Annotated in this window: 11 protein-coding genes; 2 read left to right on the plus strand and 9 right to left on the minus strand. The window is 41.9% G+C overall.

Annotated features, from left to right (window positions below):
* Positions 1–6 precede the first annotated feature (6 nt).
* Entirely contained in the window at positions 7–1,404 is a 1,398-nt protein-coding gene (locus ASU31_RS22405) for a SusD/RagB family nutrient-binding outer membrane lipoprotein (RefSeq protein ID WP_057934490.1), read from the plus strand.
* 469 nt (positions 1,405–1,873) lie between these two features.
* Here the strand turns inward: ASU31_RS22405 and ASU31_RS22410 are convergent, their stop codons facing one another.
* From ASU31_RS22410 to ASU31_RS22420, 3 genes are all read right to left on the minus strand, one after another.
* Positions 1,874–2,314 carry a hypothetical protein gene (locus ASU31_RS22410; RefSeq protein ID WP_057934491.1) on the minus strand — a complete coding sequence of 147 codons (441 nt, stop codon included), beginning with the start codon at positions 2,312–2,314 and terminating at the stop codon, positions 1,874–1,876.
* A 550-nt stretch (positions 2,315–2,864) separates the two neighbouring features.
* Complete coding sequence (locus tag ASU31_RS22415) at positions 2,865–3,410, minus strand: putative glycolipid-binding domain-containing protein (protein WP_057934492.1); 546 nt, start codon at positions 3,408–3,410, stop codon at positions 2,865–2,867.
* A 169-nt stretch (positions 3,411–3,579) separates the two neighbouring features.
* A complete protein-coding gene (locus ASU31_RS22420; RefSeq protein WP_209435037.1) occupies positions 3,580–4,311 on the minus strand; it encodes a DUF92 domain-containing protein in 732 nt (243 codons plus the stop codon).
* A 181-nt stretch (positions 4,312–4,492) separates the two neighbouring features.
* Here ASU31_RS22420 and ASU31_RS22425 point away from each other — a divergent pair, with 181 nt between their 5' ends.
* Positions 4,493–5,347 (plus strand): hypothetical protein, encoded by an 855-nt coding sequence (locus ASU31_RS22425; RefSeq protein ID WP_057934494.1) that lies wholly within the window; start codon positions 4,493–4,495, stop codon positions 5,345–5,347.
* Here ASU31_RS22425 and ASU31_RS27620 read toward each other — a convergent pair.
* The 6 genes from ASU31_RS27620 to ASU31_RS22450 all read right to left on the minus strand — a co-directional run.
* Positions 5,317–5,529: a hypothetical protein gene (locus tag ASU31_RS27620; protein WP_157258217.1), complete on the minus strand. Its 213-nt coding sequence runs from the start codon at positions 5,527–5,529 to the stop codon at positions 5,317–5,319. The genes ASU31_RS22425 and ASU31_RS27620 overlap by 31 nt on opposite strands.
* Before the next feature lie 137 nt (positions 5,530–5,666).
* Positions 5,667–7,655: a DUF4832 domain-containing protein gene (locus ASU31_RS22430; protein ID WP_209435038.1), complete on the minus strand. Its 1,989-nt coding sequence runs from the start codon at positions 7,653–7,655 to the stop codon at positions 5,667–5,669.
* 649 nt (positions 7,656–8,304) lie between these two features.
* Complete coding sequence (locus ASU31_RS22435; protein ID WP_209435039.1) at positions 8,305–9,570, minus strand: alpha/beta hydrolase family protein; 1,266 nt, start codon at positions 9,568–9,570, stop codon at positions 8,305–8,307.
* Positions 9,571–9,572: 2 nt separating this feature from the next.
* A complete protein-coding gene (locus tag ASU31_RS22440; protein WP_209435040.1) occupies positions 9,573–11,228 on the minus strand; it encodes a RagB/SusD family nutrient uptake outer membrane protein in 1,656 nt (551 codons plus the stop codon).
* A 12-nt stretch (positions 11,229–11,240) separates the two neighbouring features.
* A complete protein-coding gene (locus ASU31_RS22445; RefSeq protein ID WP_057934496.1) occupies positions 11,241–14,063 on the minus strand; it encodes a SusC/RagA family TonB-linked outer membrane protein in 2,823 nt (940 codons plus the stop codon).
* Positions 14,064–14,096: 33 nt separating this feature from the next.
* Positions 14,097–15,216, minus strand: a 1,120-nt coding sequence (locus tag ASU31_RS22450) for a RagB/SusD family nutrient uptake outer membrane protein (RefSeq protein ID WP_157258219.1), incomplete at its 5' end; no start/stop codon positions are given.

Below are 15,216 nucleotides of genomic sequence, written 5' to 3' on the forward strand. Positions count from 1 at the left end.
ATCAACATGAAAAAGATATATTTCATTTTAAGTTTTGCATTTATGATGGCTTTTGCCGGGTGCAAAAAATACATAGATGTTAACTATGACCCCAACAGACCGATAGATGTAAAGGAATCACTCATGCTGCCACCAGTACAGATGCTGATCTCCCAGAATATCAACGCATCAGGTGATGGGAATTTAAGTGTGGTACTTCAGCAATACCTGCAGGTAATGGCCCTGAACCAGGTAGCACCAAATTTTGGCACTTATCAGATGTATAATATTGATATGGACGGTGACTGGAGCAACGTATACGTGCGCACACTGAACAACCTAAACCTCTTAAATGTTAAAGCAACTGCAAACGGCAATTTTAATTATACTGCGATTTCTAAAATACTCACTGCATATACTTTGGGCTACGCAACAGATGCATGGGGAGATATCCCTTACAGCCAGGCTTTCAAGGGAATTGATGTAGCCAATCCTGTTTACGATACCCAGCAACAGATATACACCCAGATACAGCGTTTGTTAGATGATGCGATTGCAGATATTGGCCGCAATGCCGGTTTAACACCTGGCAGTGACGATCTGATGTACTCAGGTGATATGGCAAAATGGAAAAAACTCGCCTACACCTTAAAAGCACGCTACTACATGCACCTCACCAAAGCTCCAGGAAATACGGCTGCTGCGCAGGCACAGTTGGCTTTGACTGCACTAACTAATGGTATGCAAAGCAATAATGATGATGCTAAAATTGCTTTCGCTGGTGCAGCAGGGGCAGAAAATCCATGGCAGCAGAATTTTTTACCAGGTACTACATTTGTGCTTGCCAACACCTTTGTTGATGCTTTTACTACCAGAAACGATCCAAGATTAAGCAAAATGGTTAAACCCGCCAAACAAACCGGTTTATATACGGGCCGGCAGATTGGTTTAGACGAAATTGGAAGTCTGGAGGCTTACTCAATCCCTGCCGATTTTTATGCAGGTGCCAATGCCAATAATTATTTGGTAAATTACACCGAGGCACTATTTTTAAAGGCTGAAGCAACTTTTATTGTTTCAGGAGCATCCACTGCCCAGCCATTTTACCAAGACGGTATCAAGCAGCACATGGAAAAATTAGGAGTAGGTACTACCGATGTTAACAGCTATCTTTCTTCGAGGGGTACCTTAAATTCTTCAAATGCACTACGTCTGATCATTGAAGAAAAGTTCATATCAAATTTCCTCAACCCAGAGAATTTTACCGATTGGCGCCGCACCGGTTATCCAGCCCTAACAAAAGTTAAAAATGCCCTATCCGATATCCCAAGGAGGGTCTTATATCCAAATTCAGAAATCACCGCTAATCCACAGCCACAACAAAAGGCAAAAATTACCGACCGCTTATGGTGGGATGCCAATTAAGCTACAAATAAGATAGCTAGATTAATACTGCCAGGATACTTTTAAGGTATTCTGGCAGTATTTTTTTAAAAAAACACAGTACCACCAACTTTGAAAGGTTTCGGCTTTGAATAATCCTTTTCACTTCTCATTGCAACTGCCTTTAATTTCAAAAAAGAAGGGCAATTGTAGGTTTATTTTTTTCGAAGAATTATAGAAATGAGTTATAACCTATTTCCGTACTTGTCCAGTTTACGCTGTCTCATCTTCTCTCCACAATTGATCACTGCAAAGATTGCATTTAGACGCAAAACACTGCGCTTTAAGCTTTTTTTAACCTACAAACAATTTTACAATCTTTCCCACTTTGCAACCAAAACCTGGACTGAAATCTGGTACGCTATGAACGGTATAAAAACAATTGTAGACTAGCTAGAACAACTCTTTTACAACCAAAAAGACAGCCACTGTAGATGTTATTATAGGTTACCTATGGTATTATCTCTGGAGCACGCCCGGCCTTAATTGTCCTGATAGCATAAATGAGAAACAAAATTTGTCCAATAATAAAAAATATCCATATAACAGGAATTAGCTTCATCTGAAATTCAATTGCTTTGATTAGTCCTTTATGATTTATTAATTTTTCGTCCAAAACGATAGATGAAATCATAGGATAAACTATTGCCGGAATTGTTAGTCCGATATGAATTGTAAATAAAACCCAGTTTATTCTATCTACCCGGCTAAACAATAACCAATACCCTATTATCACAAGGACCAAAACAATTGCAACAATGAATTTCCATATAAAGTACGGCGAAAAAACTGTCGTATGCCAACCAGGTACCACAGAGGTTGCAATATCAAATGGAATTGTTAGCAGTAAAAGAATAAAGAAAGCAACAAAAAGTATATAAGTTCTTGTCATAATTGGCTATGTCAGGGGAGCTGCTTAACACCAAATAAATAACAGCTTTTTAGTCATATGGAAAATATCCATCTAAAATAAGAAAAATAATGTTCCAAACCCATAATGGCTGATATATCCGCTGCGATGACCAGTTAATGATATGGCTGTAGCTAAAGGAACCTGACTGACACAGTTATATTTTTTTGAATACGTTATCATAATTTTGTTTTTTTAATGAAAAAAGCTGTGTATACCTGTATGTTTAAATCCATGCCCAAACCTAGCGACTTTTCAGCATTGACGCCTCATTTTGAGCTAAATAGACCATTACAGTTGGCCCGCGCTGCAACAACCGGGCTGTTTGTGGCAGCCTGCTTAAGGGCAGCATAACCATAACTAGTGTGGCCGATCGGCCAAAACAGGCCCTGGGGTTAACCTGGTAGCAAGAAAGGGTAAACAACGGTAAAGCAGGGCTAATTAAATATGGCCTTTTCGACAGGCATTCCATGCAGAGATTGAAATCAAGGAGGAGCCCGAAATGAATTTAAACGACCAGAAATAGATGGTGCTATTTTTCTCGGAATAGTTTTGGGTATTCGATTACCAGGCCATACGGATCGGTTTTTAGCTCGGCCTTAAATGTCGATTTTTCATTTTCGTATAGGTATACCGAATCTGATATTTTGGTATAATACTGCCTTACAGGTATTATAATGTCAGCAATAATATCTATGTATATCACCTCGATCCTATTGCTCAATTGCCCATCAAAAACCAACCTTCTTATCGGCAATGTATTGGTAAAAGGTGTTAATGAAATATCAATATCTATACAACCATCAAATCGATGATCAATCGCATTGTTAACCAGCCAATAAGCACCTTTTTTCTCTAGAAGAATTATTTTTTCATTTCTGCCCGATATGACATTTATTTCTACGAAATAGGTTCTCCATAACGTATCCGTGAGAATTTTATAGGAGATTTTAATCTCCTGGTTGTTAACCTGGCCCGTAATAATCGATGTGATTGCGACACCATTATCTGTTTCCGTTAAGGTACAATTTTCGAGGAACTTGTGTTCTAAGCCTTCCCATCTTATTTTTCTCTCCATTATGATTTGAAATTAAACAATCTTCATGTCGACTTGGTTTTAAGCAGCCTAAATTCACTGTTCAATAAGGCGAAAACAGGAAAACTATATTTATTTCGAGGGAGTAAGCTTATACATAAAGCAGTTCTAATACAAACGAACTCAAGGAGCCTCCTGGCCTATCCCCGACCTAAAGAAAAACCTCCAACAACACAACCACAATCGCTGCTGTCAATGTATTCAAAAAATTAACCGCATTATTCCCGATCAATCCCTTCCGTTCCATCACAGCCCCAAGTATGGAATCAGTAAGGTTACCCAGCGTACCTGCAAGAACAATAAAGAAAAAGCTGATGTTCCATCCCCATCCCAGGGCATAAATGCTGGCAATAATACAGCTACCCGCGATACCGATCAGCGTTCCTTCCAGGCTGATCACACCGTCCATTCCGCAGCGGTCGGGCTTAAAGGAAATAACATTAAAAAACCGTCTTCCATAAACCATCCCCAGCTCGGAAGACAGGGTATCTGCTGTAGCCGAGGCAAAGGCTGCCGCCATGGCCGGGAGCATCAAAAAAGCCAGTTGAGGGTAAAATAGGGTCACTATAGCTGCAATGGCCGCGGCCCCGGCATTGGCCAGTACCTGCATTGCATTACGGCTTTTTTTTTCTTCCTCCATGGTTGCGAAAGCCTGCTTTTTGTGCCGGCCCACCGAGGTGGCAGCAGAACCGAGAATAAAAAACATGGTCATCATCGCTAGTCCTGAATAACCTGCAGCGCTAAAAATAAGGCATGCCAGTATCCCGCCCGTAAAAGCGGCCAGAACCGTCAGTTTTTTCGCCAGGATGCTGTAGGCTATGCCTAAAATAATGATGATAGGCAAAAAGATGCCGCTATTGAACATATCACAAATATATTTCAAATATGTGTTAACCGGCTTATTGATAACTAATAATTAGATCTATATTTTACATAAATTGTATGGGCATTTCATCATTTCCGAAACAAAGAAAAACGATAACAAAAAAATACATCCTTATAAAGATCCGCTCAAACAAATATCCTTTACTGCTGTTTGAAATTAAAATCTGAATACCGTTCACATGGAAGAAAAATACACTCCTGCAGGCCATGCCTCGCCCTCAAGCATTTTAACAACCCTGGCCATCGGCATCATTGCATCGCTCATACTTCCGCTCCTTTATATTATCCTGTGCCAGTTGATCCCGAATATCTGGTTCATCGCCATCTGTGCATTTTCTATGGGCATGCTCCTGGGCCTGGCGATCGACATGGGTATCAGGATCGGTAAGATCAGGAACATCCAGGTTGCCCTTATCATTGCCATCGTATGTAGTCTGCTTGCATTTTATATTCAATGGGTTTTCTTTGACGCCGTTATGTACAGCCGTAGCGGTTTCACTTTTAAGCTGAGCCAGGCAGAGGTCAAACAATTGATTGGAGATATGGCTTTTCTGTTTGTCCATCCAGGAATCTTATTTAAGGAAATTATAGCATTAAACGAAGTGGGTACCTTCCGCATCCAGGGCAGCGACAATGTCTCAGGGCTTCTGCTCTGGCTAATATGGGTAGGTGAATTTCTAGTGATCACGGGAGGTACCATTTTGGTTGCCTGGAACGGTCATGTCAAGATCCCCTATTCAGAACTGAACGATCAGTGGATGAAACGGCGGAAGCCAAACCTCATCATTCCTTTCGTTCACGACAAAGATCATCTTATAGGCCAGTTGAGAATCAAAAACTTTGATATGCTAAAAAACAGTCCAGATGTAATAACGCAACCAGATTACGCCGAGGTAGTGGTTTATGAATCGACCGGGGATCCGACAAAGTTTATCACTGTACTGAATGTCACTGCCCCAACAGGTAAAAACAAGCAGCCCAAGAAAAAAACAGTTGTAGCCCATTACCCGCTTGCAAACAATGCACCGATCTGATCAGTGTCTCTTAAATACCCTTGACTGAAGAATAGCCATTCAGCGTTTAGGGAATGATGGTTATTGGAATAAAAATAGCCTTCCAGGAAAGGAAGGCTATAATGTGTAATCAAAGCCACCACGTTGATTTTATCTATCCGCTGAGTGCACCTGTTGTGCATGGTGTAGGCCGTATTGATCATGTATTTCTTTTATAGTGCAGCCCAAGTTATAACGGGGCGGACACATAATGGAGGCTAGCAAGTTTCGAAAACTACCGGTTATTTAAAGAGTGATTTCCCCTTTCAAAATGGCCTGCAGGGATATGCTGTCACATTTGCTACTCCAACGCAAATGCCTCCCAGCCTGCGATAGTTTCCCTGTTACATTTCATTACCGATTGCCCGCCCTCAGAAGAAATGTACTTGCCGTTATTCCCCTTAAGTGAGATTTTTCCATTGGCGTTAACCACCCAATCAAACTTTTCCCAATCGCTGATCGTTGTCCGATTGCAGGTTATCCCGGTTGTGGCCCCATTTTCTGATGAGACATATTTGTTCATGCTCCGCAAGGCAACTTTTCCTCCACCTGCGTCAATAATAGTAAAAGTTTCCCAGTCGGAAGCGCTGGCGCGGTTACATCTCATGGGCGCTCCTCCATTTTCGCCGGATACAAACAGGTTGTTGGGGCCTTTTAATTTTACTGTTTGACCAATCGGTGCTTCTGCCTGTATCTGCAAATTACCAAGTTCAAGCCATCCATTTTTAAAGGTGCCAGTTACAGCAAGTGCAATGCCGGGCTTATTTAAATTTGTTTTATCAACAATTGCTACAGCCCATTTGTAAGTACCAGGAGGCAAATTGATTGCCGTTGTGGTGAAATTATAAGTGATAGGATTGTCTTTCAGCCATTTAGAAGGATCACCGTTTTCATCAATAAAGAGTTTTTTTACCACACCGGCAGTATCCAGAATAGCAAAGGCAACTTTGTACTTATAGTTCCACTGAGGGATATTATTAGGGCAATAACCCCAGCCCATGTTTTTCCAGCGATGGCTCAAAATAGCAGTGGCACCATTGGCAAGTGCATTTGGCAATGATAACTCATCAGGATATAAACGGTAGCCTCCTTCTGCATTAAACCGTTGTACCAGCGGAAAGCTGGTTTGAAACCATGAGGTCGTTTCTCCAACCCTAAAATCCATCATGTTTACTGCAGCTTCGGCCGACCTGTTAAATTCGCCCAGCCTTACATCCTCAGGATGCCCTTCGCGATATTGTCCGCTCGAGTCGATCCAGTAACGGTGGGTACCACTCACAATCCATCCTCCTTCCATAATAATCGGACGTTTATGTTTCCAGGTTGCAGCGAAGTTTTTCTCCCAGCTTTGGTAATAGTCTGTCATTCCGAAGGCATCGTGCCTCAGGCTGTACCCTTGATTGATCGCTTTCACCAATAGCCTATCACTATTGGCGTTTGCTGCCCCCCAACTCGTAGGATGGCCTATTAATCTATGGTAATTGATTACCAGCGGCACTTTGGTAAAAGTTCTGTTGTATAATGCCATAATCCAGTCTAAAACCTCTTCTTTAGCTGTTTCTGTTTGTGCAGCAGTTAAAGTACCGGGTTCTGCATACACTACATTGTGTGCTTCTCCCCATTTGCCCAAACCATAGGCATCGATAAAAGAGGTACGAACGGGATCATTAAAATCTTTTGCCAGTTCTTCGATGAAGGTGGTGTAATACTGCCTGAATATCGGATCCGGAGGGTAAGGGGTTTTCTGTGCAGGCACGGCGGGGTTTGATAACCAATACCCAGCTCCTGCGTTAAACACAAAAGCAGGCGTATTTTCTCCCTGATCACGCCCGTCTACAACGATCCGAAATGCGATGGGTAATCCCCTGGTTTTAACCCCATTAATTAATTTACCGATCTGTGAACTCAGGTCTCTCCAGGCATAAACACCTGGGCTGGGATTAAGGGACCGCCAGCTTGTACGGATGTAGCAGGCAGATGCATAATCAATTGCCTTTACATTAGCGCCCAATTCTGGCACAAAAAACTGGCTATCCCAATAGGTATCCAGCGCATCACGTTTCCCATACATCACCCATCCGTTTAACGGATTGCGCAATACAGCTGTACTATTGTATACAGGCCTGATCAGTACGTTATTGACGGCACCAACAACAGCCATTTTTTCCGCTCCGTTGTTAAAGGCTTCTAGCAGATCTTCGTCTTTGTTTTTAGTGCACGAAAGCATGTGCAAGCATAAAAATGCCAGCAAAGCAACCTTTGCGGTCTTTTCTAAATTTAGTTTTTTCATGGTAATAAACATTAAATTATTGGATTTAAAAATTCTTTAAATTTGAATACAGCAAGCTTCTGAAAGCTTAGGCCAATTTTTGCCATTCGCTAAAATTATATGCGCACCAGTTGCTACCTAAATAAGGGATTGACGTAAAGAGACATTATAAATCGAAGCACGATTGTCGACAGATCGTTATTTTGAATCATAATGATGGGGCTAAAAAAATCGGTGATCAGCGCATGATGTCACGCTGGTTAGGAAAGGCAAAAGAGATCTTTAATGCATCCAATCTGGACTCATTTAATTACACTTAGCCTCCATTTCACCTTGCTCCCGGTTAATGGAATTTAAGATATTGGCTCATAAGAATATAATTTGGTTGTGATAAAAATACACGGCAAGAGGGTACTGAAGGGTTCGTTTTTGTACGGAAATGGTTCAATTTTGTACAAGAAGAAAAAAAATGCCCCGAAGGATATTAAAACTGATATTCGCTTTCAAAAAATATTGATAAATCATTGCATATCAACAGAAAACAAAAAACGGAGGCGCTTTGCAGCGTTCCTCCGTCAACTAAAACTAACCAATCTTATTTTTTTTCAGTTACATTAACACAACATATTGTAAAATAGCGGATTGCCTTAACATCCATCCAATAGCTTAACTAAAAATGGAGTTTGGCAAAGTGGATAAAATTTGTCCAATCGTAAACATTGAGGTCGTGTTTTCCTTCCCTGAAATGGTAACCCATAGCCGAATTAATTATCGGGCTGTTCACCGCGGGCATATCTTTGGGAAGGGCAACTTTTTTACCATAGAGATCGTAAACAGGTTTAGCATTCTCTAATGACAAAAACGAGCCATAAGGATCTGCCCATCTATCTTCGGTAGCATTGGTGGTATACACAGGCCGTGGGGCAATGAGGCCAATGAGCATATGCTGATCGACCGGCAGACTGTTTACATCGTTGCTATATTTCTTGTAATTATTATTAAACCAATAACCAAACTGTTTATTGATCAGGCTTATTGTTTCGCCATATTTGCGCCTTGCAAGCGATGCGCCTGTACTGCCTGAGCAACTGCTAAACACCATTGCAAAACGCTGATCCTGGGCGGCAGCCCATAAAGCCGTTTTACCACCCCGCGAATGCCCTACAAGCGCAACTTTGTTAAAATCGATTTCTTTATCGGTTTTGAAGTAATCCATTACCCTGCTTGCTGCCCATGCCCAAACGCCGATTGCTTTCATTCCATTATCTTTTTCCAGTTCTGCCGGAAACAAATGTGCCAATACACCATTCTGATAGCTATCCTTACGGTCAGGAGCTACATCTCCATGATGAAAAGCAGCGATAGCATAACCGCTGTCGATCATTAACTCTGCAGGCCAAAAAGTACTCTTTTCTGCTCTTGTAGGATCGGTATTTCTGTTGCTCCGGTTGTTGATCAGTAAAAATACCGGAGCTGGTTTCTTCCGGTTATTTGGAATAAAGAGCACCACAGGAAAGGATACCAAATTCCCTTTATTCCAGGCGGTAATTTTTATCTCTTTCAAATGGGCCTTTCCCTGCATCGCATCAGCTTTTTCATTCGTTACAATAAACTTTAAACTATCAAAACTGCCGGGTGTTTTTCCATAAACATGTTCTTCAAAAAGGGCTAAAAGCTCAGGTCTTCGCTTTTTCTCCCAAATCGAGGTGTTTTTCACCCTTTCTCCCTTTGTGGTGAGCAGTATTTCGGGTAAGGTATAGGCAGGAACAGTGCTTTCATCATAATTGACAATCTCTCCCATAAACTTATCCGTTTTCTGCGCATGTAAGCTACCTGAAAATAGGATTAGCGCCAGCAAAAAAAACATGGTTTTTCTTACCGAATCGTTTATTACACATCTGCCTTGATGAAGAGAAAATTTTAAGCTATACATCATACTTAATACCCTGGATTTTGAATCAGTTTATTTGCTTTATTGATTTCAGACTGCTGAAAAGGATACCAATAGTTTTTACTGGTAAAGGTCCTGTTTTCAATTACAAAAGGGCTATAAGCTAGCGTAGTACCCACCTTGGTAATTTTTATGCCTTTAACCGGTCCGTTAAAATTACTTTCCCCATCCTTCCATCGCCTCACATCAAAAAACCGTTGCTCTTCGAAACATAATTCTACACGGCGTTCATTTTTAATGCGATCGCGCATTTGAGATTGTGTTAACCCAGATAGCACAGGCATCCCGGCACGGGCGCGCACAGCATTTATGGCATTATAAACTTCTGCATTCGGACCTCCAAATTCATTTAAAGCCTCCGCATAAATCAGTAGGATTTCTGCATACCTAAACAATACCCATGGCCTTCTTACGCTTGTGGTACCTGTGATGTTATAAGTTGCATTGCCACTTAGAAACTTACGCAGGTAATAGCCTGATTTTGTACTGTTAACATTGGAAGGAACATTATCACGCCCGCCCTCGTAAGTTTCTACTGCACGTGTTAAACTTCCCGTTTTAAAATTTGCTCCATTATATACAATAAACTGGTTTAAACGTGGGTCTCTGTTGGCATACGGATTTTGCGGATCATAACCTGATGTAGGGTCTGTTATGGCTTTGCCATTGGTCATTTCAAAAGCATCGACCAGGTTCTGTGTAGGATTTGTTCTTCCCAATCCACCTGTGAAGCTAATGGGTGCGTTATTTGATTCTATTGTATTGGTATTGCTTGCAGGTGTGGCGAAGATAACCTCATTGTTGTAAGAAGTAGCGGTGGTGGTATAGTCCCATAAGCTCGGGAATAACGCTGTACTCAACAAGCTGTGCTTGTTTAAATCGATTAAATCTTTTGCACTTTTCGCGGCATTCTGCCACCGCTGCAGCTCGTTACCCGGGTTATAAAGCGGACTTGCATAAACCAACAGGGCTTTAGCTTTTAGTGCCATCCCCGCAGCCTTTGTAGCACGGCCATAATTGGCCGCATCCCAATCTTTGGTAGAAGCTGCCGGAATCTGGCTGATTGCCGAGTCACAATCTTTAACAATCTGTTTTACCACATCATCAACAGTATTTCGTGGAAGATTCAGATCTTCTACCGGCGAAAAGGATTTGGTGGCGAGCACGATTCCGCCATACCGTTTAAATAATTCATAATGGAATAAAGCCCTCAGAAAGAAGGCCTCTCCCCTTAGCGCAGGCAGATCGCTTGCCGGAAAAATAACCGCCGTTGGTGATCGCTCCAGAAATGTATTTACCACCCATAGTCCAGTATAAAGATTGGTGTATTGTTCATCGAAGGTCCTTAAACTGCTCCAGTTACCATTATTGAAAACGTTTATGTTGCTATTTAAATTTGAATTTACAGCTTCATCACTTCCGCTGGCCATTAATGCGCCTGAACCGTCAACATTATATCTGGCCAGCATATAATTGTATCCGTTGTTTAAATACTCCCGCACACGCCTGTCGGTATTCCAGATTGCTTCCTCACTTACAGGGCCTTCACTGTACGAAGGTTCAAAAAATTCATCCTTACAAGCGCCAAGGCCCATTAGCAAAACTGCCAGAAGGATGTACATACCATATAGTTTCTTTTTCATCTTCATGTTGAATTAAAATTTGACATTTATGCCTACTGCAAAGGTTTTTACGTAGGGATAAGAGGAGAAACGACCTGCATTGGGTGTTTCGGGATCTATATCCAGCGCATTGAGTTTGGAGATGGTAAAAATATTGTTGCCACTTACAAAAATCCTTGCGCCTTTAAAACGTAAGCGTTGGTTGAGTTTATTTGAAGTGCTATAACCGATTTCGGCGGATCTAAGCTTCAAAAAATCACCTGAATACAACCAAAAGGTAGAATTTGCGGTATTATTCCCATTATCGGAGATTCCAACGCGTGGGTATTTCGCTGTAGCCGCAGTAGCAGGCGTCCAGGTATCTAAACTCAACTGGTTCAATCCATTAGGGCCCGCATACATAATATCCGAAAGATCAATTGTTCGCCCTTCTACACCTTGAAACTGTGCACCGAGATCAAATTGTTTATACCTGATGTTAAAACCAAAGCCGTAATATATTTTCGGAATATCGGTATAGTCGCTTGATACAGCATCATTTGCATCTATGATATTATCGTTGTTAACGTCTTTGTATTTAAGATCGCCGGGTACCACGAGGCTAGATAAGGTTTGCTTTGGGCTTGCATTAATTTCTGCCTGGTTTTGAAAAATACCTTCAGCAATGTAATAGTTTCCGCCATTTACGTAGCGCCCTATTGTAGATTGATTGGGCAATACATTTTCGGTCCTTTCCAAAATCACGTTTTTAGCATATGTAAAGTTGGCATTGGTACTGATTAATACTTCACCGATTCTTTTATTAAAAGCACCGCTGGCATCAAATCCTTTACTGCTCACCTTCCCAGAGTTTACCTGTGCAATGGCTATCCCAACGATACCCGGTAAATTTGCAGGGCCCAAAATGTCTGTCCGTTTTTCATCAAAATAATCAAAAGAGAAGGAAAGTGCCCCTTTGAGAAAGTCTACATCTGTACCCAGGTTTAATCGGTCAACCTTTTCCCAGGTGGTTAGTGGGTTACCAGCAGGGCTTACCAATCTTGCTGTTGTTGAAGTAGAAAAAGTAGAACCGAGAAATGGTCCCGCATCTCTGGTAAACAGCGTGCGGTAAGGTAGCCTAACGATATTCCCGCTAGCATCATAAGTTGGTCCGATGTTGCCCGAACGACCGTAAGATCCTCTGAATTTAAGATAGCTGATAGCTGAGGCATCTTTAAAAAAATCTTCTTTGGAGATAAGCCATCCGGCCGATACTGCGGGAAAAAACCCGAAACGTCTTCCTGAAGCGTAATTTTCTGATCCTGAATAACTTGCGATAAAACCCAGCATATAGCGCTGTCTGAAACTATAATCGGCACGACCAACAAGCATACGGGAACGATAGTCTAACCGATCTACTGCTGCACTTATATATTGCTGCCCACGTACATTAGCTTTTATTTGATGATCTGTAGCAATAGTCCTGTTATAATCGAAGCCAAACCAAAGCTCATTATTTTTGGTATTGGTTTGGAATGCTGCAGTTCTATAGGCAATTACCGCAGGTGTACGATAGGTTTGTACTGGTGTAACTGTCTGATTGAAAACAGCATAATTTTCAGATAATCCATCTCCATAATTGCCATAGCCATCGTAAGAAAAGAATAAGTTAGCAGAAAGACCTTTCGTTATAAAATCCAGTTTTTGATCGGCCATGATACTGGCCAGTAAAATATTTGTGGTGGTACGCGAAAATCCTGTTGCCTGTAACTGACCGAGTGGATTATTCTGAAAGAGCGAAGTTCCACCATAAGATCCATCCGCATTTAAAATAGGAAACGCATTGGGCGGCAAATTATACAGGTTGTTAAATACAGTTGCAGTACCATCTCCAACATCATTCCTCACTTCACTTCTAACGCCTGCCAACAAAGTGAGCGTAAGTGTTTTGGTCACATCGTAATCCAGATTGATCCTGAAGTTATAACGTTTATAACCATAATTGGAATCGTAATTGGGCGTTTCTGTTTCTTTAAAAAGTCCTTGCTGATTAAAGTAACTAACAGAACTAAAATAACGCACTTTGTTGCTCCCGCCACTAAAAGTAAGTGCATACCTTTGGGTAGCGGCCCGTTTGTTTAAAAAACGATCTAAATAATTGTTATCAGGATACAAATAGGGATCTGTATGATTTTTGTACGCATCGAGCGCTGCCTCACTGTAGGCTGGCGTTTGCCCGATATTGGTTAAGCCACGATTGTACAAGGTGGCAAAATCGTAGGCATTTAAGGGCTTGATCAGGTTACTGGCCGATTGAAAACCACCCTGGGCATCGAAAGAGATTAGGTTTTCGCCAACTTTGCCCCTTTTGGTTGTCACCAGAATGGCGCCATTCCCTCCATTCAGGCCATACCAGTTTAGCGCAGCAGCATCTTTTAATACGGTTACGCTTTCAATTTCGCTGATATCCATATCTTCGAAATCACGTTCAATTCCATCTACGAGGAAAGCCGGTGTTGAGCCCTGCGCATAAGATGACCTTCCACGGATCTGGTAGGATACGTTTCCGCCACCAGGTTGATTACCTGTCCATCTGAACAAAAAACCGCTCAACCTTCCGGCGAGTAAACCAGACAGGTTACTGATTGGCACTTTTGTGAGCTGGTTATACCGAAGCGAACTCTGAGCAAAATTCAGTTCTTCCCTACTGCGGGTACCAAAGGGAATTTCTATCAATTTATTAGTTGAGTCTGTATGTCCATCGTTTTCCTTTGTGATAGACACCTCCTGATTTGTATTTTGTGCTAAAGCTGTGCAGGTAAACAGATAGCATATGATGCCCAAAATTATGCCTGAACATTTAGTATATCTTGTCATTTTTTATCTTTTAAATTATATATAACTGAATAACTACCAGCCTGGGTTCTGTTTCAAGGCGCCACTGGTTTTATTCATTTCTGCTCTCGGGATCGGGTATAAATACATGTTATTGTTGAATACCTTTTTAAATGCGGGCAATTCTATTACGCTGTAGCTGAATGATCCATTGGCATTTTTAATCACCTTCATGGCTTTCATCGGCTGCGCCACGATTTCCGGTCCTTTTTTCCAGCGGAGTATATCCCACCAGCGCATGTCTTCGAAAGCAAACTCTATGGCACGTTCATTTCTAATGCGCTCCCGCATTTCAGATTGGTTTAAACCAGCAGGCAAAGCCGGCATTTTAGCCCGCAAACGAATGGCGTTTACCGCGTTATATACTTCAGCAGTTGGACCTGCTTCTTCATTTAAAGCCTCAGCGTAATTGATCAGTACTTCGGCATACCTGTAGAAAACATAATTCAGAAGCGCCGATGCTGTTGAGCCCGAACGCGAAGCTTCAGGCCATAGCCTTTTTAGGTAATAGCTGGTTTTAGTAATGGAAGTGGCTGTGCTGATATCTGTTCCATAGGTGATAATTCCCTGTGCATTTGGCTCCGATTGCCAGGTTTGTACCGCGCGCCCCTGCCAGGTAACATTATTATAAAGGATGTTGACATAAAACCGTGGATCTCTATTGAGGTAAGGATTTTGCGGATTGTATCCCGATGTGGCATCGGTAATCGGTTTGCCGTTCGCCATTTCATAAAGATCAACATGATTCTGAACAGGTGAAAGATTAGATTGTGCTCCGCCATAACTTGTAGGAATCAAAAAATCGCTGAGGTAGGTACCGATAAATCCACGGCCTCCGCGGGGCCAGATCCGAATGTATTCACTAGAGTTTGCCACAGTGAGTACGTTGGCATAGTTAGGCTCGAGTGAAAATTTATTCAGGTCTATAATTGCTTTTGATGCGGCTGCGGCCTTTTTCCATTTTGTTAAATCATTACCAGGATTATTTAATGGGCTGGCATCAAATAGCAACACCCTCGCCTTAAGGGCCATAACGGCAGCCCCCGTAGCCCTGTTAGCTTGCGCGGCAGGATTAGGCCAATCGGCATTGGTTAATGGCAAGAGTGCCAGGGACTGCTCCAGATCGCTTAATATC

Origin of the sequence: Pedobacter ginsenosidimutans (genome assembly GCF_001442625.1) — a bacterium.
Taxonomy (GTDB): Bacteria; Bacteroidota; Bacteroidia; order Sphingobacteriales; family Sphingobacteriaceae; genus Pedobacter; species Pedobacter ginsenosidimutans.

Coding starts and splice junctions, on each gene's coding strand:
- ASU31_RS22405 (WP_057934490.1), top strand. CDS start 7: ATGAAAAAGATATATTTCATTTTAAGTTTTGCATTTATGATGGCTTTT.
- ASU31_RS22410 (WP_057934491.1), bottom strand. CDS start 2,314: ATGACAAGAACTTATATACTTTTTGTTGCTTTCTTTATTCTTTTACTG.
- ASU31_RS22415 (WP_057934492.1), bottom strand. CDS start 3,410: ATGGAGAGAAAAATAAGATGGGAAGGCTTAGAACACAAGTTCCTCGAA.
- ASU31_RS22425 (WP_057934494.1), top strand. CDS start 4,493: ATGGAAGAAAAATACACTCCTGCAGGCCATGCCTCGCCCTCAAGCATT.
- ASU31_RS27620 (WP_157258217.1), bottom strand. CDS start 5,529: ATGATCAATACGGCCTACACCATGCACAACAGGTGCACTCAGCGGATA.
- ASU31_RS22430 (WP_209435038.1), bottom strand. CDS start 7,655: ATGAAAAAACTAAATTTAGAAAAGACCGCAAAGGTTGCTTTGCTGGCA.
- ASU31_RS22435 (WP_209435039.1), bottom strand. CDS start 9,570: ATGATGTATAGCTTAAAATTTTCTCTTCATCAAGGCAGATGTGTAATA.
- ASU31_RS22440 (WP_209435040.1), bottom strand. CDS start 11,228: ATGAAAAAGAAACTATATGGTATGTACATCCTTCTGGCAGTTTTGCTA.
- ASU31_RS22445 (WP_057934496.1), bottom strand. CDS start 14,063: ATGACAAGATATACTAAATGTTCAGGCATAATTTTGGGCATCATATGC.